Raw genomic sequence first — 21,244 nt, 5'->3', positions numbered from 1 at the left:
AAAATATGTACTTTTGTTACAGCCTTAATGGAAGTGTCATGCAAAAAAAACCTTTGATATTGGTAACCAACGATGATGGAATTTCGGCTCCAGGTATTCGAGCTCTTATTTCATGTATGGTTGAATTAGGAACCGTTGTAGTGGTGGCGCCCGACAGCCCTCAAAGTGCTATGGGACATGCCATAACAATTAACAACACCCTGCATTTGAATAAAATTTCTGACGAACAAGCCCTTGTTACCGAATACAGTTGTTCTGGAACCCCTGTTGATTGTGTCAAAATGGCCATCAGTGAGGTACTCAAACAAAAACCTGATTTATGCGTTTCCGGAATTAATCATGGTTCGAATTCCTCCATCAATGTAATTTATTCAGGAACCATGAGTGCTGCTTTAGAAGCGGGTATTGAAGGGATTCCTGCAATTGGATTTTCTCTTTTAGATTATAATTGGAACGCCGATTTTGAACAAATCAAACCTTTTGTGCTTTCAATAGCTTCTCGAGTTTTGCAGAACAAATTACCTGAAGGAACTATTCTTAATGTAAACTTTCCAAAACTTAAAAAAGAATCTATTAAAGGCATCAAAATTTGCAGACAAGCCAAAGCGATCTGGCAAGAAAAATTTGACAAAAGAACAACTCCCTTTGGAAAAGATTATTATTGGCTGACCGGCGAATTTATTAATCTCGACAAAGGAGAAGACACTGACGAGTGGGCCCTTGCTAATGATTACATTTCTATTGTACCTGTTCAATATGATTTAACCGCACATCATGCGATACAAACGCTAAACTCTTGGGAATTTTAAATTAAAAACAAGATAATCTTATGAAGAAAACAGATTTATTTATTGGTTTTTTTATTGGTCTTTTTACGACTTTTTTAGGTGTTTTCATTTTTTTAAAATGTTTTACCGAATTAAAAACGTTTACAGATTTACAGCTTGTAAAATCAGAGGGGGTGTTAGGAAAAGTAATTACATTGGGAGCTATTTTAAATATTTTTGTTTTCTTTTTACTTCTAAAAATCAATAAAGAACTGATGGCGAGAGGCATTGTATTAGCCACACTACTTTTAGCAATTCTTACACTGTTTATTTAAAATGAAATACTACATCATTGCTGGAGAAGCTTCAGGAGATTTACATGGTTCCAATTTAATGAAAGCCTTATATCAAGAGGATACAAATGCTGAAATTCGATTTTGGGGGGGTGATTTGATGCAAAAAGTAGGAGGAACATTGATAAAACATTATCGAGAATTGGCCTTTATGGGATTTGCCGAAGTAGTCCTAAATTTAAAAACCATCTTGAATAATATCACCTTTTGTAAAGCAGATATTGAAAAATTTAATCCCGATGTCCTAATTTTCATTGACTATCCGGGGTTTAACATGCGTATTGCAAAATGGGCTAAGAAAAAAGGATATCGAACACATTATTATATTTCGCCTCAAATTTGGGCTTGGAAAGAAAGTCGAATAAAAGCAATAAAAAGAGATTTCGACAAACTCTATGTCATCCTTCCTTTTGAGAAAGATTTTTATGAGAAAAAACATCATTTTCCTGTAAATTTTGTTGGTCATCCGCTTATTGATGCCATTCACAATCGTACTGAAATTGATAACAATAGTTTTAGAACAGCGCACCAACTTGACGACAAGCCTATTATCGCAATACTTCCTGGAAGTCGAAAACAAGAAATCTCGGTTATGTTGTCTTTGATGTTAAGTGTTGTCCATGATTTTCCAAACTATCAATTTGTAATTGCTGGCGCTCCAAGTCAAGAGTTTGAATTGTATAAACCTTTTATCAAAGAACGTAACATTAAATTCATTAGCAATAAGACGTACGATTTATTAGCTCATGCGCACGCTGCTTTAGTAACTTCAGGAACTGCTACATTGGAAACCGCTTTATTTAAAGTCCCCGAAGTAGTATGTTACAAAGGAAGTTGGATTTCCTATCAAATTGCAAAACGGATCATTACTTTAAAGTACATTTCCCTCGTGAATTTGATTATGGACGAACCGGTCGTGACTGAATTAATCCAAAACGACTGTAACACAATGAGAATTAAAGACGAATTGGAAAAAATTTTAAACGAACCACATCGTAACACGCTATTAAAAAAATATTCCGAATTAGAAAAAAAACTGGGAGGTCTGGGAGCCAGCAAAACAACAGCACAATTAATTGTACAAACATGTCAATCCTAAAAAGAAATTATTTAAAATGCTTCGTTTTATTTTTGAGTGTAGGGGTAATGTCATGTAAATCCACTTCCAGATTACATTCATACACAGACAATAGCTTTACAAAAGCGTCTTATAAAACTGTAATCCAACTTATTGACGAAGCGAAAACCTACTTAGGCATTACTTACAAAGCGGGAGGTACTGATTACAGAGGACTTGATTGCTCTGGGTTAGTTTTTATTGCGTTCAAAAAAATAAACATTTCGCTTCCCAGAAAATCGATTGATATGTCAAAATCAGGGCGCATCATTTCTTTTAATGATGTTCGTAAAGGTGATTTATTGTTCTTTAAAACAAACAACAAACTTGAAATAAATCATGTGGGACTTGTCACGGATGTTGATGATGATATCAAATTCATACATACCTCGAATCAATTGGGTGTAATCATCTCCTCTACCAAAGAAGCTTATTACGCTAAAACCTTAGTACAAGTCAATCGCATTATTGACTAATCTGTTCTACAAAAAAGATTATTTTATTTGATAAATAAAATTTGGAAACCTAATCCTTTTTCATACTTTTATTCCTATGAAAACATTTGAGTTTCCATTAATTAAAATAACAGGCTGCTTTGTGCTAGGGCTTCTCTTCGCTCATAGTGCCTCTTTTTCTCTAGCGCCAGTGTTGCTTGCTTTACTTCTTTCATTGGGCTCGTTATCCTATTTATACTTCCGTACTCAAAATACTCTTTTTCAAAAACCTTATTTTGGAATCAATGTTTTTGTTGTTTCTTTTCTTATTGGATGTTTTACCTTGTTGATTCACCAGCAAACACGCTATCCGAATCATTATATCCATTTACTAAGCTCCAAAAAGCAAGCGCATACCTGCGAATTGGTTATTAATGAAAAATTAAAAAACTCTAATAATACCATTCGCTATGATGCCAGTATCATTCGAATTGACACAAGAAATTGTATTGGAAAAACCGTTCTTAATATTGATAAAGATTCTTTTAAATTTCCCATCAAAACAGGTTCCCATCTCTTGGCCAAGGGTTATTTATTTCTTACTAAAAAACCAAATAACCCAAGCCAATTTGACTATGGAAATTATCTAAAAAACAAACAAATCTATTCTCAATTTTATTGCCAAAGTAAAAATTGCATTTTGACCAAAAAAATCGATCGCGATATCTTTTATTTCGCCGATGGTATCCGAACAAGAATTATACAAAACCTAAAGAAATACAAATTTAACGCGCCCGAGTTACATGTTTTAGTTGCTTTAATTTTAGGACAACAACAAGACATTTCTCCAGACCTTATCAAAGACTACCAATATGCTGGTGCCGTACATATTTTATCCGTTTCTGGTCTCCATGTAGGATTTATTTTACTCTTCATCACCTTTCTTTTAAAACTATTTCCCAATACCAAAAATGCTGCTTTGGTAAAATGCATCATTACCATTCTATGCCTATGGGGTTTCGGTGTTTTGGCAGGATTGGCTCCATCAGTATTGCGTTCAGTAGCCATGTTTTCATTTGTTGCCCTTGGAAATTTCTTAAAAAGAAGCATCAACATATATAACACCCTAGCTATATCTATTTTTATCATCCTTTTATTTCAACCTGCTTTCTTGTTTGATGTCGGATTTCAACTCAGCTATATTGCGCTCTTCTTTATTGTTTGGCTGCACCCTCTCATTTCATCCCTTTGGACACCCAAAAACAAGATTAGTAAGTATTTTTGGGATATTGTTTCCGTATCTTTTGCCGCACAGATTGGAACATTCCCTATAAGCATTTACTATTTTCATCAATTTCCGAGTTTGTTTTTTGTAACGAATCTTATCGTGCTCCCAGGCATGTCTTTCATATTAGGACTTGGCGTGATTGTCATGCTCATCGCATTATGTGATTCACATTATTCTTTTTTGTACAACACATTAGAAGAAAGCATCTATATCCTAAACAAAATCATTTCATGGGTAGCCTCATTAGATTCATTTGTGTTCAAGAATATTTTTTGCAGTATTGGGATGATGTTGGGAACCTATCTTCTGATTTTCAGTTTGATTATTTGGCTAAAGAAACCCAACTATCAGAAGGCAATAGCTTTTTTAATCAGCTTAATTGTGTTTCAAATTATATGGATTGATTCGAAGGTAACTTCTCAAAAAACGAACGAGTTCATCGTTTTTAGTGGAAAGAAAAAAAATATTATCTCTGAGAGACATGGCACAAATGTAGTACTTCACAGTAATGATGTCACTCCAAAAAATTGGAAAGAAGAAGCGGCTCTTCAAAATTATATTACAGAAAATGGCTGTAGAATAAGCAAAACCTCGACCTTAAAAAATTTCTACTCTTTTCAAACTTATAAGATTATGATCATCGATAAATCGGGTGTCTATTTAAAAAATATTCATCCCGACATTTTGATTCTAATCGATGCTCCAAAAGTAAATATCGAGCGACTCTTCCGTTTTTGGAAACCTAAAATGGTTGTTTTTGGGACTACAAATTTTAAAAGCTATGTTACCCAATGGAAAGCAACTTGTAGTAAAGAAAATATCCCATTTCACGATATTTCAGAAATGGGATATTTTAAAATTTAGGTTTATTTTTTCTTGGCACTTTTCTTGGCACTTGTTTTTTTGATGGGAGTTTCTTTAACTATTGGCGGCTCTTCTAGAGGAATGTATTTAGCAATGATTTGATTGGCTCCTTCAAGCCATTTTGATGGACCGCCTGCTACATATCCTGTACTTCCTAATTGCTCCAAATTGATTTTTCCGTCTTCTTTAACCGTTGGTTTTACAAACCATACTGTTGGATATCCTTGTACTTGAAACATCTGTTGCATTTGAGCATTTTGCATTTTTATCTGTTCTGGTTGTTCCGTTCTTCTTGGATAATCCAATTCGACCAACACGACATGTTCTTTTGCCCAAGAAATAAATTCAGGGGTTTTGAACACTTCATTTTGCAATCTCATACACCAACCACACCAATCACTTCCAGTAAAGAAAAGAAACATTGGTTTTTGTTCTTTTTGAGAAATTGCTACGGCCTTGGTCATATCATTATACCATGTAAGCCCCTCTTGTGCATAGGAAGAAGCACTTACTGCTACAAACAACATCACAATAAATATTTTTTTCATCTCTATAAATGTTTTGCTTTAAAATAGTGTCGAAATTTATGAATTTTATTTTACTTCTTGCATAAGTTTTTTTACAAATGGCGAAATGGTGATTAATAAGATTCCAGCAATTAAAGCAAACCAACCCAATTCTTTATAACCTTCGGTGTACGTATTCAAAACTTCATACTTGCTTGCTCCTGCTTTTGCCTCCGACAAAAAAGCGCCAATTAATCCTGCAACATACTGACCATAAGCACTTGCCAAAAACCACATACCCATCATCATTCCCTGCAAATTTTTAGTAGAAAGTTTTGTCATGATAGACAACCCAATTGGCGACAAACAAAGCTCTCCAAAGGTAATCACAAGTAATGCCAATGTAAACACATTTAGTGAGGTTATCCCTGCTAATGTTGCAAAAAACTTGGTAGCGAATAAAACATAATATCCAAACCCCAACAAAATAAATCCTAAACCAAACTTAATAATCGTGTTGGGTTCTATCTTTCTTTCACTCAACCAAATCCACAACAGCCCTAATATAGGGGCTAAAAATATAATAAAGAAAGCTCCCGCAGAATTATTAACCCCATTAGGATCAAGTTTCATGCCTAGTAAGTTTTTATCTAAATTTTCAGCTGCAAAAATACTCAGCGAACCGCCACTTTGTTCATAGATTCCCCAAAAAACTATTGAAAAAAGAATGAACACTAAAGCCGCCCAAAGTTTTTTTCGTTCGGCTGATGTTACTTTTGTCATCTCATAAAAAAGGTAACATAGTGTAAGAGGGCCAATGGTCCACATGAAATAATCGGTGAATTGAGTCTTTGAAACCATTATTTTTATTACGGGAATTAAAAGTAATGTCCCAACATATACCCCATATTCGAGAAATTTAGACACTTTTTGATGAGGAGCTTCTGAATCTGGATGCCCTGGCTGTACTCCAATACTCCCAAGAGAACGTTGTGTAAAAACAAAATTAATCAAACTAATAACCATAACAACAGCAGCCAAACCAAAAGCGACATTCCATCGTTTATCAGCGGGAATCGTTGTGGCTAACATTTCGCCTTTTCCTATTGCAATACACAAATATCCTCCTAGCAACGCACCAAGATTGATTCCGGCATAAAATAAAGAAAATCCAGCATCGGTTCTAGAGTCTCCTGCTTTATATAATTTCCCTACCATTGTGGATATATTAGGTTTAAAAAAACCTGTTCCAATGATGGTAAATGATATTCCCAAAAAGAAATATTGGTGTGGGTCGGTAGCCAAAATCATACTCCCTACAATCATCAATATTCCGCCCCAAAACAACGACTTTCTAAAACCTAAAATTTTATCCGCGAAAAGACCACCGATAAACGTAAAAGCATATACAAATGCTTGGGTAGCACCATATTGCAAGTTAGCCTCTGTTTTTTGAAAATTTAATTGAGATATCATAAAAAACACCAACATGCCGCGCATGCCATAAAAGCAAAAACGTTCCCACATTTCCGAAAAGAAAAGACTCCAAATTTGCTTTGGATATTTTCCTTTAAAGTTTTGAATTTGCTCTAAGGTTAATTTTTCTGCCATAAGTTTTGAATTAAAAAACCTGCAACAATTGAGTTACAGGTTTGAAAGATATAAAATATTTTGAAAAGATTTATCGGTTTTCTACTTCTAAATCTACCCCTTCTACATGATCGTTGTGCATTCTTTTTTCCAACCATGAGCTTAAGAAAAACAAAATGGCTGAAGCAGAACCCGACATGATGATAAACAATACGAAGAACTCATATAAATTAGTAATTTGGAATCCTAAGAAATGAGTCGCTCCTCCCGTTCCATCCTCTCCTCCAGGAATCAAGGCACTTAATGTTCCTGCAAATTTATTCGCCGCAGCATTAGCCAAGAACCAAGTTCCCATCATTAAAGAAGATAATCGTAACGGCGCTAATTTAGAAACCATTGATAACCCGATTGGTGACAAACATAATTCTCCAATAGTATGAATTACATACAACCCAATCAACCACCACATCGATACTTTTTCACCAATTCCCAATCCTTTCACCGCAATAGCAATAACTACATACCCCATAGCCACCATACCAAGACCTATCGCCATTTTTTTGGGAGAAGAAGGTTCCAATTTTCTAGCATATAAAAAGCCCCATACAATAGTCATGATTGGTGCCAAAGAAATAACTGCTAATGGATTTACAGATTGAAAATATGAAGCTGGCATTTCCCATCCAAATAAAGTTCTGTTTGTTTGTCTATCTGCAAACAATGTCAAAGAAGCTCCAGCTTGTTCAAACGCTCCCCAGAAGAAAATCACGAAGAACGCTAAAATAAAAATCACTGTGATTCTTTGTAATTCAATTTTAGACAAACTTTTGTCAGTCAAAATTAATACAGGCATGGCCACCATAGCACCATAAATAAAATATCCAATAATATCTGTATCACTATTGAACATTTGCTTGAAATTCAACATAAAGAAGATAATTCCAATAGAACCAACAATCATCGCAATACTTGTGGCATCCAATTTCTTAACAGGTAAACCAATGTGTTTCCCTTCTTCAGAAATAAGGAATTTCTTTTGACCAAAAATAAATGCTACTAATCCTAATAACATCCCTATACAAGCTGCCAAGAAGCCCCATTTGAAATCCATAGAACCACACACTAAAGGTGAAAAGAAAGCGCCCAAGTTGATTCCCATATAGAAAATAGTAAAGGCACTATCAATTCTTCTATCGTTTGCAGGATACAGTTGTCCTACCATCGTTGAAATATTGGGTTTGAAGAATCCATTACCAATAATAATTGCTGTTAATCCCAACCACATTAATGAAACTCCGCCATTGGCTCCTGCTGAAGCACTCAAAAACATAAAGAATTGCCCCAAAGCCATTAACAAACCTCCGATAACGATACTTCTTCGGTTTCCTAAAAATTTATCACACAAGTACCCTCCTAAAAGTGGTGTAAGATATACTAATCCAGTATAACTTCCATAGATTTGAGATGCATCTGCATCTTTCATCAATAAAATTTTGGTCATAAATAGAATAAAGATGGCCCTCATTCCATAATAACTGAATCGCTCCCACATCTCTGTAAAGAAAAGGAAGAAAAGCCCCTTTGGATGTCCTGTTTTTACTTGTTCACTCATAATTATTGTTTTAGTTTATTTAGTTTGATTATAGTTTATCTTTGATAAAATTGGTCATTTTATTAAACAACTGTATTCTCGTTTTACCTCCATAAATGCCATGGTTTTTGTCGGGATAAATCGCCCAATCAAATTGTTTATTCGCTTGAACCAAAGCTTCAATCATTTGCATGGAATTCTGAACATGTACGTTATCATCTGCCGTTCCGTGAATTAACAAAAAGTTCCCTTTTAATTTGCTCACATGATTGATTGGCGAATTGTCATCATACCCACTTGCATTTTCCTGTGGGGTTTGCATGTAGCGCTCTGTGTAAATGCTGTCATAAAACCTCCAATTGGTCACCGGAGCTACCGCAATCGCCATTTTAAACACCTCAGCACCTTTCATGATACAATTACTTGCCATAAATCCACCAAACGACCAGCCAAAGATACCAATTCTAGATTTATCCACATACGCATAATTTCCAATTACTTTTGCGGCATCAATTTGATCTTCTACTTCATATTTTCCTAATTCTTTTTGCGTGCATTTTTTGAATGCTGCTCCTTTAAATCCGGTGCCTCTTCCATCTACACATACTGTTATATACCCTTGTTGCGACAACATCATGAACCAATAATCGTTGATATCCAACCAATCATTAGCTACTTGTTGCGAACCTGGACCCGAATATTGATACATAAAAACGGGGTATTTTTTGGAAGCGTCAAAATCTTTCGGTTTGATCATCCAAGCATTCAATTTGTTGCCTTTTTCAGTAGTCAATTCAAAAAACTCTTTGGTGGGTAGATTATACTTTTTCACCTTTTCAGCCAAAGCAGCATTATCTTCAATCAATTGCACTTGTTTTCCGTCTTTAGAATTGTTCAAAGAATAGGTTGTTGGTACACTTGCGCTAGAATATGTGCTGATGAAATACGTAAAATCTGGACTAAATGTTGCCGAATTGGTTCCCACTCGTTGCGACAATTTTACTTTTTTCTTTCCATCCAAACTGATTTTATACACATCTCTCACTGTCGAACCATTTTCTGTTGATTGATAGAAAATCGTTTTTGTTTTTTCGTCAAATCCGTAGTAAGCCGTTACTTCCCAATTGCCTTTAGTCACTTGGTTTTTTAGCTTACCGGTTTTGTCATACCAATAAATATGATTGAAACCGTCTTTCTCTGAAGTCCATATAAAACTGTTGTCTTTCAAAAACGTCAAATTATCGGTTACCTCTACATAAGCAGCATCTTTCTCATTCATCACCACTTTAGCCACACCCGTAGTTCCATCTACAAAAATTAAATCTAGATTATCTTGATGGCGATTCAATACTTGAGCACAAAGCACATTAGCCTCATTAGTCCATTTCATTCTAGCAATATAAAAATCGGAATAATTTCCTAAGTTTATTGCTTTAGAGGCTGCACTAGCCACATCATAAACAAACAATGAAACCGTTGCATTTTTTTCACCCGCCTTAGGATACTTGAACGTCTCCACCTTTGGATACAAATCTTTCTTGTAGATATTCATCGAAAACTCGGGCACTTCGCTTTCATCAAATCGAATAAACGCTATTTTTTTGCTATCGGCACTCCAATCGAACGCTCTTACAAAGGCAAATTCTTCTTCATAAACCCAATCTGTAATTCCGTTGATGATGGCATTTTTCTTTCCATCGGTAGTGATTTGAGTCGTCGCTTTAGAAGCAATATCATACACAAATAAGTTGTTTGCTTTTGCATAAGCAATTTTAGTCCCATCGGGAGAAAAAGTAGGCTCTTGCACTTGCTCAAACAATTTACTGGTTTGTTTGGTTATTAGGTCATACAGATAATAATCGGCAGTGAATGAATGGCGATAAATAGCATTACTATTGTTGGCTATCAAAAGCTTTTTCTCGTCATTACTAAACGTGTAGCTATCAATACCGTCCGACAATAAAGTGGCATTTTTGGTATCAACAAGGGTTGCTACTTTTTTTAATGTGGCGTAATCATATAAATCTATTTGTTGGGTTCTAGTAGCTCTATCCGAATTAAGAACCGTGTATTGATTGGTGTTTTTCATGGTTTGCAATTCGTCCATTCCTTTGGCACGAAAAGCTCCGGCATAGATTTCTTCAACCGATAATTTTTGTTGAGCTACAAGCGAAAAACCACATAATAGAAACAACACAACAAGTTTAATTGACTTCATTTTTATCTTATTTTTAAAACGACTTCAATTTTAGTGAAAAAATTACAATTAATGGTTGTTTTTCGAAGAAATTCTACTTTGGATGGTTTGGTTTTGGAATTTTTGGGTAATTGAAACCCGAAAGCTCTGATTTGCAGTCCAAGTCAGTAACAACCTTTAAAACAAAAGTATAAAAAAACGGTTTCTTTTTATCGTTGTCGTTTGTGCGTTTTAAGCTCATTGTTGCTCGGAATTGCATTCCGAGCTATCTGGACATTACCTGTACCAACTCCAAATTTTACTTTTTTAAAAATAACGTAGCATACATAAAAACAATAGAAATCATAAAATACCAAGCAAATAGTTTTTTATTATAACTATTATTATATTCTTTTATAAGCTCCTTATATCTATTTTCTTTAAAAATCAATAAATAGTTTACACTCATAATTGGTACTACAAAATATATTACCATATTTAATATAAAATTGTATTTACCATTGAGAATAATTTTTAATTTAAAAAAATCTAACTGATGATTTAACAAATAATTATTTACTACTGAATACATAAAAAGTAAATATATTGAAGTTGCAAATGCAAAATAAAAACTAGACGCATACTTCCATATATCACTCATAATACCATTGTTTTTAGCGGCATATATAGAACTTATCATTATTTTGTAATAAATTTTTTTCATTATGAAATTATTTTAAAGATTATTTGCATCATAAGCAGAAGTTCCAAAAGAACCACAACCTACCCAACTAGAACTATTTTAATCGTTATTGTAAAATCTATCTTTAAACCATTTTTCAGGATTCAAATCTATATAATTTGAAATATTTGTATATGATTTTTCGTCTCTAATAATATGGTCATGAAAAGAACGATGCCAAGCAAAATCTGTGAAATTTTCTTGATGAATTAATTTTGACGAAGTCGTTTTTAATGCTCCTATTAAACTTGATAATGATTTTATTTTTTGTTCGGACTGCTCTCGAGCTGTCCTTTCAGAATTATTTTCTGAAATTTTATTTTTCAACAAACTTGAATCTATCTCTAAAATAATATGAAAATGATTTGGCATCACTATATAATTATGAATATCTACATACCCATATTGACTCATCAACCAATGGATTCTTTCTTCAACAATTAAACCATATTGATTTAATTCCATTATATATTCTTTCTCGGGATGATGAATTTCGGGATGATGTACGGACAGGTCGCGACCTGTCCCTACGGGAATCACACGACCCAAACAACACAGATTATTTTTTACACAATTTGTGACGAAATATAAATTATTCTTGGAATAATCATATCCTTTTAATCGATTGGATTTTCTTTGCTTCATGGCTGATATAATTTTAAATGGCTTTGAAATTTTTGAATAGAATACTATTCTATTACAAACATAGAACATTTAATGCAATTTTATTTCATACAAATAAAAAAATGCTTCAATCTTGCCTTATCACTGCAAAAAAGAAGCATTTTTTATCACGATATAACACTTTATTTACCTGACTATTAGAAGCTAACGCCGCAACTAATATCGTGTTTTCTAATCTTTAATCAAACCACAACTATACGCTTATTTTTAATAAAATACGTGAAAATATCGTGTTTTCTAATCTTTAATCAAACCACAACGGGAACTTTCTCAAAAATACATATCTTTTAATATCGTGTTTTCTAATCTTTAATCAAACCACAACTAAACACGTCTAGTTGTACTTTAAAGCTTCAATATCGTGTTTTCTAATCTTTAATCAAACCACAACTTTCAGTTAATGTAACTGTTGAAGTTGCACAATATCGTGTTTTCTAATCTTTAATCAAACCACAACTATTTGTTTGACATTTTTTTCTTTTATTTTAATATCGTGTTTTCTAATCTTTAATCAAACCACAACAATCCCTCTCGCTTTTACCCATTGTAAAAAATATCGTGTTTTCTAATCTTTAATCAAACCACAACATAGATATTTATTTTAGAATATTTGAGTTTAATATCGTGTTTTCTAATCTTTAATCAAACCACAACTATATACCTATACAAGATTATTAATTCATAAATATCGTGTTTTCTAATCTTTAATCAAACCACAACATTTCGTTCGCTGTCTTTTCTGTCTGTGTAAATATCGTGTTTTCTAATCTTTAATCAAACCACAACATATTTAGATTCAACTAGTCAAATAGACGTAATATCGTGTTTTCTAATCTTTAATCAAACCACAACATTTAAACATGGATATCGCTTCAGCGGTAGAATATCGTGTTTTCTAATCTTTAATCAAACCACAACATTAATGACTAAAATTTCAGAACAACAAGAAATATCGTGTTTTCTAATCTTTAATCAAACCACAACTGTGGCTATAGCTTTCAATTCTGGATAAGAAATATCGTGTTTTCTAATCTTTAATCAAACCACAACTACATATACGACAACGATAACGAGCCGAGAAATATCGTGTTTTCTAATCTTTAATCAAACCACAACATTACAAGTTCACAAATTTTCATACATATAATATCGTGTTTTCTAATCTTTAATCAAACCACAACGAAAAGATTACTGCATCTTTTGCAAGGCAGATGCCATAACTTCCAGTTGTGGTTTGGCTGTTTAAGACTATGAAAATCTCATGTCAAAGAACTTTTTAAGTACTCTTGTCATTACGACGAAGGAGGACTCAAGAGCTTAATCGAATAGGAGAAGCAATCTCATATAGTTTTAGATTATGTGATTTCTCCCTGTGGTCGAAATGACAAAACTACACTTTTTGTATTTTCCCTGAAACAGATATTTTTACTTTTATTGGATTAAATGTAAACCAACCTGTTTTTCCCTCACCAAAACCTTTTATATAAACATAATCTGCTTTTGCATTTTTATCATCTCTTGAATCATTGTGCTTTCTGAAGCAAATCTCCATGAAATAATCAGCTCCGGCTATTTTTTGAACTTTATATAAATTATCAGATAAATCATTATTTGCATCCCAATTAATTTCATCCTCATTTTTAAATAAAATGAACATGTCATTTTCTTTGAATGTTTGAATTATCTTCTTACCATCAATAGGTAGCTTAATTTTATCTATACCTTGCTTTTTCCTCTCAACGACTTCCCAAAAACTTACTACATCCTTTTCTAGTTTTCCTTCTATTGTTTCATAAATTAAAACATGGTCATTATTCCTTGGATTTACAAACTGATTTGAATTATTCTTTAATTGTTTGGCTTTATTTATTGTCTCTTGAATTCTTACTCTCAAAATTGGAACTTGTTTTCCATTTTTATTCGGCAAGAAAATTTGTGGTTGCTTAACTCCATTCTCGTCTACTATAAAAAAAGTATTGGCTGGAATTTTATCTTTATCAAAACCTCCCATTTCATTAACTCTTTTAAAGATTAAATTTCTTATTGTAATATCAACAACTTTTTCAATATGCTTTTCCGTCAATAAACTTTCAATAGGTTTTCTAATGTGAAAAGCCTCATCACTAAAAGGAGCTTTTCTTTTGCCATAAACAAATTCTTTGTGCAATTGTCCTCTAGCCGCAACTCCTTTATTAGTATATTTTTTACCATTTTTTTCAACTGTTTTATAACGAACCGTAATATCGTTTGAAACTTTTTTGTGTGATATCAATATTTTATCTACTGCTTTTTCGGCATCAAATCGAAACGTTTCCCAAGGCATAGGAAAATCTTTTAAATCATAGTTTCTACTGTATCGATTCCATTTTGACAACTCTTGCAAATAACTGGTTTTGCCACAAGCCATAACTAAAGCATCAATAGCATGGTGGCGATGGTCTTCACGTGTTTTTGCATTTTCATCATTTAATACCGTGTTCAATCCCCACTTTTGGCGCAAATTAGCCGTCATTTGTCCTGGTGAAACAGTTACTTTGCTACATATTTGCGATAAATATTCTTTTGCTTCTTTACTAATGTATCGAGTATCATTCAATTGTCTCGATGAAAAATCATCATCAAACTTTTGTTGTACAAAGCGTTTAAATTTTTGATAGGCATTTGGATATTCTTTGGTATCCGAAAATAACTTGAGTGCACGTTCTTTGATGGCACTCCAATTTTGCTCATCACTACCATAAAACTCAAATGGTGTTTTATCTCCTTTACGACGGTTTTCGTCAGCCCAACATAATGTTTTATTATTAAAGCTATCATTAAGCGAACGACTCCATGGATGAATATGTTCTATTTGTATTTCACCTGTAAAGAGTTTATTTACAGGAATAGCAACTCCAGTGTAAGGACAAGTTTGTTTACACTCTTCCCAAAGTTTGAACTTTAAAATGTTATCGTTAGTAACTTTAATATATTTTTCAACCTCTGCTTTTACTCTATCATTTTCACGCTCTAAACGTTTTTGATCTCTTCTTATTTTATTACGCTGTGATTTAGATATTTTTAAATCACGCGCCATTTCTACCTTAATTTCGTCTAATTGTCCGTGTTCTTCAATTAATTCATTTACTAATTTTCGCAACTCAAACAAGGCTGTAATAACAATAGGGTTTCTAATAGCTTGAATTTCTTTATCTGCTTCTCTACCAATAGGTAATTTATCAAGTAATTCTTTTACATCTATAGTAGCCGAATGATGATACAATTTTTTTAATTGTTTTTCATTCAAGCCAAATTCTTTTCGCAACAATTCTTTAATAACATCTATAAAACCACCCGATATTTTAGACCTAACAATGTCATATACATTATCAATTACATCTAATTGCTTTTGATTGTTTTCTGCAGTATCATTTTGCCATTTGTCACCAAAAACATTTTTAATACCAGCCATTACCACTGCCACATCATAAGTATAGCCTTGCTTTAAAAAAGGCAATATGTTACCGATAGCTTTTCTACTTAAACTTGCATAACCGTCTTTTACATTAAATTTAGAAATAGCTTCAGCTTGTTCTTCAGTAAAATTCCATTTTGATAAAGCATATTCTTTCACATTAGATTTACTATCAAAAAAATAGAGCACATGCCAGATATCTTCTTGCTCTTTTTCTGTAAAGTCAAACCATTGTTTGCCAAAAAACTTTTTATTAGACAAGTTGGAGATTGTATGAGTCCCTACAATTTTATCATCGTCTTTATAATTAAACTTAAACTCTGCACTTTCTTTTCCAATAGCTTTTCTTAATTTTTTAAATTCAATTTTATCATGCGAGAGCAATTGTTCAATTAATTTGCTTTTTTCATCTTGAGTGATTTTATTTCCATTATATTCAACAGTATTCACCCATTGATAAATTCGGAATAACTCAACTGGAATAGCACTAATAGGACATTTTGTTTTGCTTGGTTCAAAAGAACAATTACCCACTAAATGTTTTTGTGAACGCAAAGGACGTTGATGAAATAAGATTCCATCTTCTTTGTAACCATCTTGTTTTCTACCACCAAACAATTCTTTTAAACTATCGTTTAAAACAAAATGATATTGACATTGTTTGTTCCATATCATTTCAAATTCATCAACGTACATTTTACGAGTAGTATACCGGTTTCTGATTCTTTCCAATCCATATTGAAAAGGTTGGTTATCTTTTGGGTATATTTCATACAGGTAAGAACCCAATGTTTTACCTTCAATACTTTCTAATGTATCATCAATTCCTATTTTTCCCTCTTTAGCATTTCCTTTGAAGATAGCACCATCATCACTGCCGCCTTTTCTGCTGTTGCTCAAAAATCCTCTGCGTTGTATTAGATGATAAAAAATTCTTCCTATTTCTTCCAAAGAAAGTTTTTCATGCAATGCTTTTTGACGTAATTCATAAGGATTTAAGGCAAACCATGTTGCTAATTTTTCTGAAGGAAATTGTTTAGTCTTTTTCCAATCATCAAAATCCTTGGTATCTATCGGACACATTTTATTTTCAGAAAGTGCTTTTAGCAAAACTTTTTTTCTTAATCTTCTTCTAAAAAATTGCCTTCTTACACCTCTTGCTCCTGTTCGACTTGCATTTTTAGATACTTCTCCATCACCATCACCAAGATTCTCAACACCCATTGGAAATATTCTACTTCCAATACCAAGTATTTTATTTTGTTTGTCTTCTATTAAAGCCCATCCAATACTATTAGTACCTAAATCTAATCCTAAAATCTTTGCCATTTTGTAATCCTTTTATGAAGTTTTAAAAATAAGAAAAAAATAAATAGCTCATTTACGGGAAACCTCATTTATTTATAATTATTTTTCTTTACATTTGTATCAGATTAAAACAATTCTAATCTTTAATCTTATCACAATAAGGCTATATGCCGTAGGTGAAAACCTTTAGTCCTGCTTCGGTGGGACTTTTTTTTTATCCCTTCCCTAAAAATTTTCTACGCATTAATTAATCTTATACGTTTTACAAACTCGTAAGATTTTTTGACAAGCACTACATTTATTTGCTTTTATCAGTATGACTTTTTTTATTCCTAAAGACACAAAAAAATTTTCCTCCTGATGAATTTTATAAAAGATGTGCATCTATTGACTAAAAGATGTACATGTTTTAAATAAAAGATGTACATCTTTTTTATTAAAGATATACATCTTTTGATTTTATTGTCAGGAAGAATTCATTTTTTCTTCTTGAACATTCATTTTTTTCCTCTTGAAGAATGAATAACGTAAAACTTTATTACCGCTATTGGATTGCTGGATTATTGGAATGTTGGAATGTTGGATGTTTAGACTTTATAACTCATAAACCTCATAAACTCTTAACCTCATAAACTCTTAACCTCATAAACCCTTAAAACCCTTAAAACCCGCCTCTCTCACCTTAGTTAAATTCAACCGTTTCATTAATCCAGCAGCCTAAAGAGATGGTTTGTGTATTTCTTTTTAATTTTTTGAGTTCTTTTTCAGTAAAGGTTTTCCCAACATATTTTGCAGCAAACTTATCGGCTTGAGGTTTCCATTTTGGGTCAAGATCACTGGCTTTATTGGCGGTTTGAATGGCAAGATAAAATAAAGCTTTGGTTTCAAGTGGTGTTTGAACACAATCTTCACTATCGGCATACAATTGCGCCCAGAGTAGATAGGCTTTATACATTTTGGGGTCAATTACTAAAGCCTTTTTCACATATTGACACGATGTAGTTTTGTCGAGTTTACTCAATTGCACAGCGGTGTTGTAGCAAATTTTAGCCTGCTCAGAGGTATTTTGTTCTATGGCAATGGCTTGGTCGAAAAAAGGAAGCGCATCGGAAACCTTTCGTTGTTTGAGAAGAGCCAAACCCATAGCATAATTCGATTGTGTGGTAGGCTCCAATTGATGGCATTGCGCAGCTATTTTAAAAAAGATATCGGTCGTATTGCATTTTGTGACGAGATTATGGTTGGCAATTTGCAACCATACCACTTGGTTTTTATGTGCGTCGAACTGGGCTTCATAATAATGCGTAAAATCAGTACAAGTTATAGCTTTTATAGCTTCTCCTTCAACTAATTTAAGGAGGTTTTCAAAGTTCTTTTGAAGTTCGGGTGATTTCTTTTTCGAATCTTCATAAAGCTCTTGAATTTTGTGAAACCGATCGACTAGCTCCCCCCCTGTCAATTGCTTGTTTTTATACTCTGCCACACTAAGTACAAAATACACCTGAAGGGCGTTGACATCGGTAAAATTTTTATAATGATCTAGAAAACTGCTGTTCAATAACGTATAGACCTCTTCCAATTGCAAATCTGATTTTTCGGAATTCGTATAGATTAGCATGGCTTTGGCTACTTGAATATCGTCTATCATTTGAGGATAATTTTTATGGTATTCTTCCAGCAATCGTAGGGCATCTTTCAATAAATGCTCTTTCTCTGCTTCGTTTTCCATGCGATTACTATACGCTTGAATGAGTTGAAGTCCATCTTGATAACACGATTCGGATAAGGGTTTGCATTGATTTTTAACTTGTTGCCAAACCTGATACGCGATCTCAATTTTTTGGGCTTGAAACAACGTTCGATAATCATGTATTTGTGTGGCGCAATCGTCGGTTTGTGCCAAAACAGACCCCACAAAAAAACTAAAAAAACTAATCCATAAGGTTTTCATCTGTATCTCCTTTTCATTTGAGTAAAAATATAAAAAGGATAGGACTTCCTTCTTAATAAAAACTTAAAAACAAAAGGGAGGGTTCTTGATGGAACAACCTCATCGAAATCAACAAAAAACGTATCTTTGCACCTTCAAGAAACAGAAATCATGAATTCGAACATAGCCGGTTTTTCTAAATTAACAAAAGAAGAAAAAGTACAATGGATTGCTCAAACGTATTTTGCCAATCCCGATACAGCCCTAGATACAATCAAGCAGTATTGGAACAGCAACCAAAAATTGCAACAACTTCACGATGAGTTCATAGAAAACACGATTACCAACTTCTATTTGCCAATGGGAATTGCTCCCAATTTTCTCATCAACGACCGTTATTATTCCGTTCCAATGGTTATTGAAGAAAGTTCGGTTGTCGCAGCTGCGGCCAAATCAGCTAAATATTGGAGTACGCGTGGCGGATTCAAAACCAAGGTCTTGAGCTCTGAAAAAATTGGACAAGTCCATTTTAAATACACAGGAAATTCTAATACCCTACATTCGTTTTTTCAATCCATAAAATCACAATTGTATAGCGCGACAGAATCTATTACCAAAAACATGCAAAAAAGAGGTGGTGGAATTTTAGACATTCAGTTGGTCGATAAAACTCACGAGTTGAAAGGATACTATCAACTGCATGTTACTTTTGAAACTAAAGACAGCATGGGTGCAAATTTTATCAACTCGTGCTTGGAACAATTAGGAAAAACTTTAAAAGAAGCGGCTTGGTACTATGACTCCTTTTCTGAGGATGAAAAAGAGATTCAAATTATCATGTGTATTTTATCAAATTATGTTCCCAATTGCCTTGTTCGTGCTTCTGTTTCATGTCCCGTTTCTGATTTAGCCGAGAAAAAAATAGAAAATCCTGTTCTTTTTGCCGAAAAATTTGTTCAAGCCGTTCAGATTGCAGCGGTTGAACCTTACCGAGCAGTCACCCACAATAAAGGCATCATGAACGGTATTGATGCTGTTGTATTGGCCTCTGGAAATGATTTTAGAGCTGTTGAAGCGGGAGCCCATGCCTATGCCGCTCGTAATGGAAAATATACAAGCCTCTCGCATGCCTATATAGAACATGATGTGTTTCATTTTTCTCTAGAAATCCCCCTTGCCTTAGGAACTGTTGGAGGGCTAACTTCATTACATCCTATGGTAAAAATGGCTTTAGAAATCTTGGGCAAACCATCGGCACACGAACTAATGGAAATCGTTGCCGCAACTGGATTGGCACAAAATTTTGCCGCTTTACGTTCGTTAACGACAACAGGAATTCAAGAAGGCCACATGAAAATGCACTTAAACAATATTTTAAACCAGCATCAAGCCACACACGCCGAGCGCCAAGCAGTTGCTGCCTTTTTTGAAAATCATACGGTTACTCACGCTTCCGTGATAGAATTGTTGGAAAATTTAAGAAAATAAACCAAAGCTGTTTGCCTCATGAAAAAGACATTTTACAGCAATGGAAAATTACTCATCACTGGAGAATATGTTGTGCTTGATGGTGCACAAGCTTTAGCGTTGCCCACAAAATTTGGTCAAAATTTGATCGTTGAACCTTCTCAAAACAAAATAATTCATTGGAAAAGTTATGATTATGACCAAAGTCTTTGGTTTGAAGAATCCATTCCATTTTCGTCTATTATAGCAAAAAAAACACATCCAGAAGTTCATCAAATTAAAAACACTTTAATTGAGATTTTGCATGAAGCCTATCAGATGAATTCTAATTTTCTGACCCAATCTGAAGGATACCACATTACTACTGAACTGACATTTCCACGCTTTTGGGGATTAGGGACCTCGTCAACTTTAATCAACAATATTGCACAATGGCTCGAAATTGATTCGTATGAATTATTAAAAAGGAGCTTTGGAGGAAGTGGCTACGATTTGGCATGTGCTCAAAACAATACAGCCATTTTATATCAATTGGTTAACGAAAAACCAAAAGTGACCACTGTTCGCTTTCATCCCAATTTTACTGAAAAAATATATTTTGTTTATCTAAATAGAAAGCAAAACAGTCGTACGGCTATTGCTTCCTATCTCGAGCATCAAAGTTCCATAGCTAAAACCATTACGGTTATTAATTCAATTACACAAAAGGTTATAAGCACAGAGGACCTTAAAGAATTTGCTGTAGCCTTACAAAATCATGAAATTGAAATGAGTACCGTTTTGAGACTTCAAACGGTTCAAGAAGCCTTATTTGACGATTTTAATGGGGTCATTAAAAGTTTGGGGGCTTGGGGTGGAGATTTTGTTTTGGCACTTTCCAAAGAAAATCCTACTCCGTATTTTAAAGACAAAGGATTTGATGTGGTCATTCCTTACCACGAAATGATCTTATAAAAAAACCCGATGCGAACAT

Annotated in this window: 15 protein-coding genes and 1 CRISPR repeat array; of the genes, 7 read left to right on the top strand and 8 right to left on the bottom strand. The window is 33.6% G+C overall.

The genetic code is table 11. From position 1 onward, the window contains the following. Positions 1-38 precede the first annotated feature (38 nt). The 5 genes from surE to CLV55_RS02990 all read left to right on the top strand — a co-directional run bounded on the left by surE (position 39) and on the right by CLV55_RS02990 (position 4,823). Positions 39-809 (top strand): 5'/3'-nucleotidase SurE, encoded by a 771-nt coding sequence (surE, locus tag CLV55_RS03010; protein WP_112112270.1) that lies wholly within the window; start codon positions 39-41, stop codon positions 807-809. A 20-nt stretch (positions 810-829) separates the two neighbouring features. Beyond that, positions 830-1,102 (top strand): hypothetical protein, encoded by a 273-nt coding sequence (locus tag CLV55_RS03005; RefSeq protein WP_112112269.1) that lies wholly within the window; start codon positions 830-832, stop codon positions 1,100-1,102. Between the two features lies 1 nt (position 1,103). Continuing rightward, positions 1,104-2,219: a lipid-A-disaccharide synthase gene (gene lpxB, locus CLV55_RS03000; protein WP_112112268.1), complete on the top strand. Its 1,116-nt coding sequence runs from the start codon at positions 1,104-1,106 to the stop codon at positions 2,217-2,219. Further along, on the top strand, positions 2,207-2,713 hold the full coding sequence (locus CLV55_RS02995; protein WP_112112267.1) for a C40 family peptidase: 507 nt from the start codon (positions 2,207-2,209) through the stop codon (positions 2,711-2,713). The genes lpxB and CLV55_RS02995 overlap by 13 nt, the downstream gene beginning before the upstream one ends. 76 nt (positions 2,714-2,789) lie before the next feature. After that, on the top strand, positions 2,790-4,823 hold the full coding sequence (locus tag CLV55_RS02990; RefSeq protein ID WP_112112266.1) for a ComEC/Rec2 family competence protein: 2,034 nt from the start codon (positions 2,790-2,792) through the stop codon (positions 4,821-4,823). A gap of 2 nt (positions 4,824-4,825) precedes the next feature. On the opposite strand, the gene CLV55_RS02985 is transcribed toward CLV55_RS02990, so the two are convergent. The 8 genes from CLV55_RS02985 to CLV55_RS02950 all read right to left on the bottom strand — a co-directional run bounded on the left by CLV55_RS02985 (position 4,826) and on the right by CLV55_RS02950 (position 18,825). Continuing rightward, complete coding sequence (locus CLV55_RS02985) at positions 4,826-5,371, bottom strand: thioredoxin family protein (protein WP_112112265.1); 546 nt, start codon at positions 5,369-5,371, stop codon at positions 4,826-4,828. A 45-nt stretch (positions 5,372-5,416) separates the two neighbouring features. Then, positions 5,417-6,940, bottom strand: coding sequence for a peptide MFS transporter (locus CLV55_RS02980; RefSeq protein WP_112112264.1), 1,524 nt, complete (start codon positions 6,938-6,940; stop codon positions 5,417-5,419). A 70-nt stretch (positions 6,941-7,010) separates the two neighbouring features. Next, entirely contained in the window at positions 7,011-8,531 is a 1,521-nt protein-coding gene (locus CLV55_RS02975; protein WP_112112263.1) for a peptide MFS transporter, read from the bottom strand. A 28-nt stretch (positions 8,532-8,559) separates the two neighbouring features. Then, entirely contained in the window at positions 8,560-10,728 is a 2,169-nt protein-coding gene (locus tag CLV55_RS02970) for a S9 family peptidase (protein WP_112112262.1), read from the bottom strand. A gap of 277 nt (positions 10,729-11,005) precedes the next feature. After that, positions 11,006-11,410, bottom strand: a complete 405-nt coding sequence (locus CLV55_RS02965; protein WP_112112261.1) for a hypothetical protein — start codon at positions 11,408-11,410, stop codon at positions 11,006-11,008. Between the two features lie 78 nt (positions 11,411-11,488). Next, positions 11,489-12,073 (bottom strand): transposase, encoded by a 585-nt coding sequence (locus CLV55_RS02960; RefSeq protein ID WP_112112474.1) that lies wholly within the window; start codon positions 12,071-12,073, stop codon positions 11,489-11,491. A 197-nt stretch (positions 12,074-12,270) separates the two neighbouring features. Beyond that, positions 12,271-13,293: direct repeats of the CRISPR family, unit length 36 nt; unit sequence AATATCGTGTTTTCTAATCTTTAATCAAACCACAAC. Positions 13,294-13,502: 209 nt separating this feature from the next. After that, positions 13,503-16,895 carry a type II CRISPR RNA-guided endonuclease Cas9 gene (cas9, locus tag CLV55_RS02955; RefSeq protein ID WP_112112260.1) on the bottom strand — a complete coding sequence of 1,131 codons (3,393 nt, stop codon included), beginning with the start codon at positions 16,893-16,895 and terminating at the stop codon, positions 13,503-13,505. Positions 16,896-17,556: 661 nt separating this feature from the next. After that, complete coding sequence (locus CLV55_RS02950; protein WP_112112259.1) at positions 17,557-18,825, bottom strand: hypothetical protein; 1,269 nt, start codon at positions 18,823-18,825, stop codon at positions 17,557-17,559. 150 nt (positions 18,826-18,975) lie between these two features. Here CLV55_RS02950 and CLV55_RS02945 point away from each other — a divergent pair, with 150 nt between their 5' ends. Both CLV55_RS02945 and CLV55_RS02940 read left to right on the top strand, forming a co-directional pair. Continuing rightward, positions 18,976-20,292, top strand: coding sequence for a hydroxymethylglutaryl-CoA reductase, degradative (locus tag CLV55_RS02945; RefSeq protein ID WP_112112258.1), 1,317 nt, complete (start codon positions 18,976-18,978; stop codon positions 20,290-20,292). An 18-nt stretch (positions 20,293-20,310) separates the two neighbouring features. Further along, the gene (locus CLV55_RS02940) at positions 20,311-21,225 is read left to right on the top strand and encodes a GYDIA family GHMP kinase (protein ID WP_112112257.1); all 915 of its coding nucleotides are present in this window, start codon (positions 20,311-20,313) and stop codon (positions 21,223-21,225) included. The last annotated feature ends 19 nt before the right edge of the window (positions 21,226-21,244 follow it).

The sequence above is a fragment of the Flavobacterium aciduliphilum genome, assembly GCF_003268855.1.
Lineage (GTDB): Bacteria > Bacteroidota > Bacteroidia > Flavobacteriales > Flavobacteriaceae > Flavobacterium > Flavobacterium aciduliphilum.
Note: the sequence above shows the minus strand (reverse complement) of the source record. Positions and strands in the feature narration are given on the sequence as shown.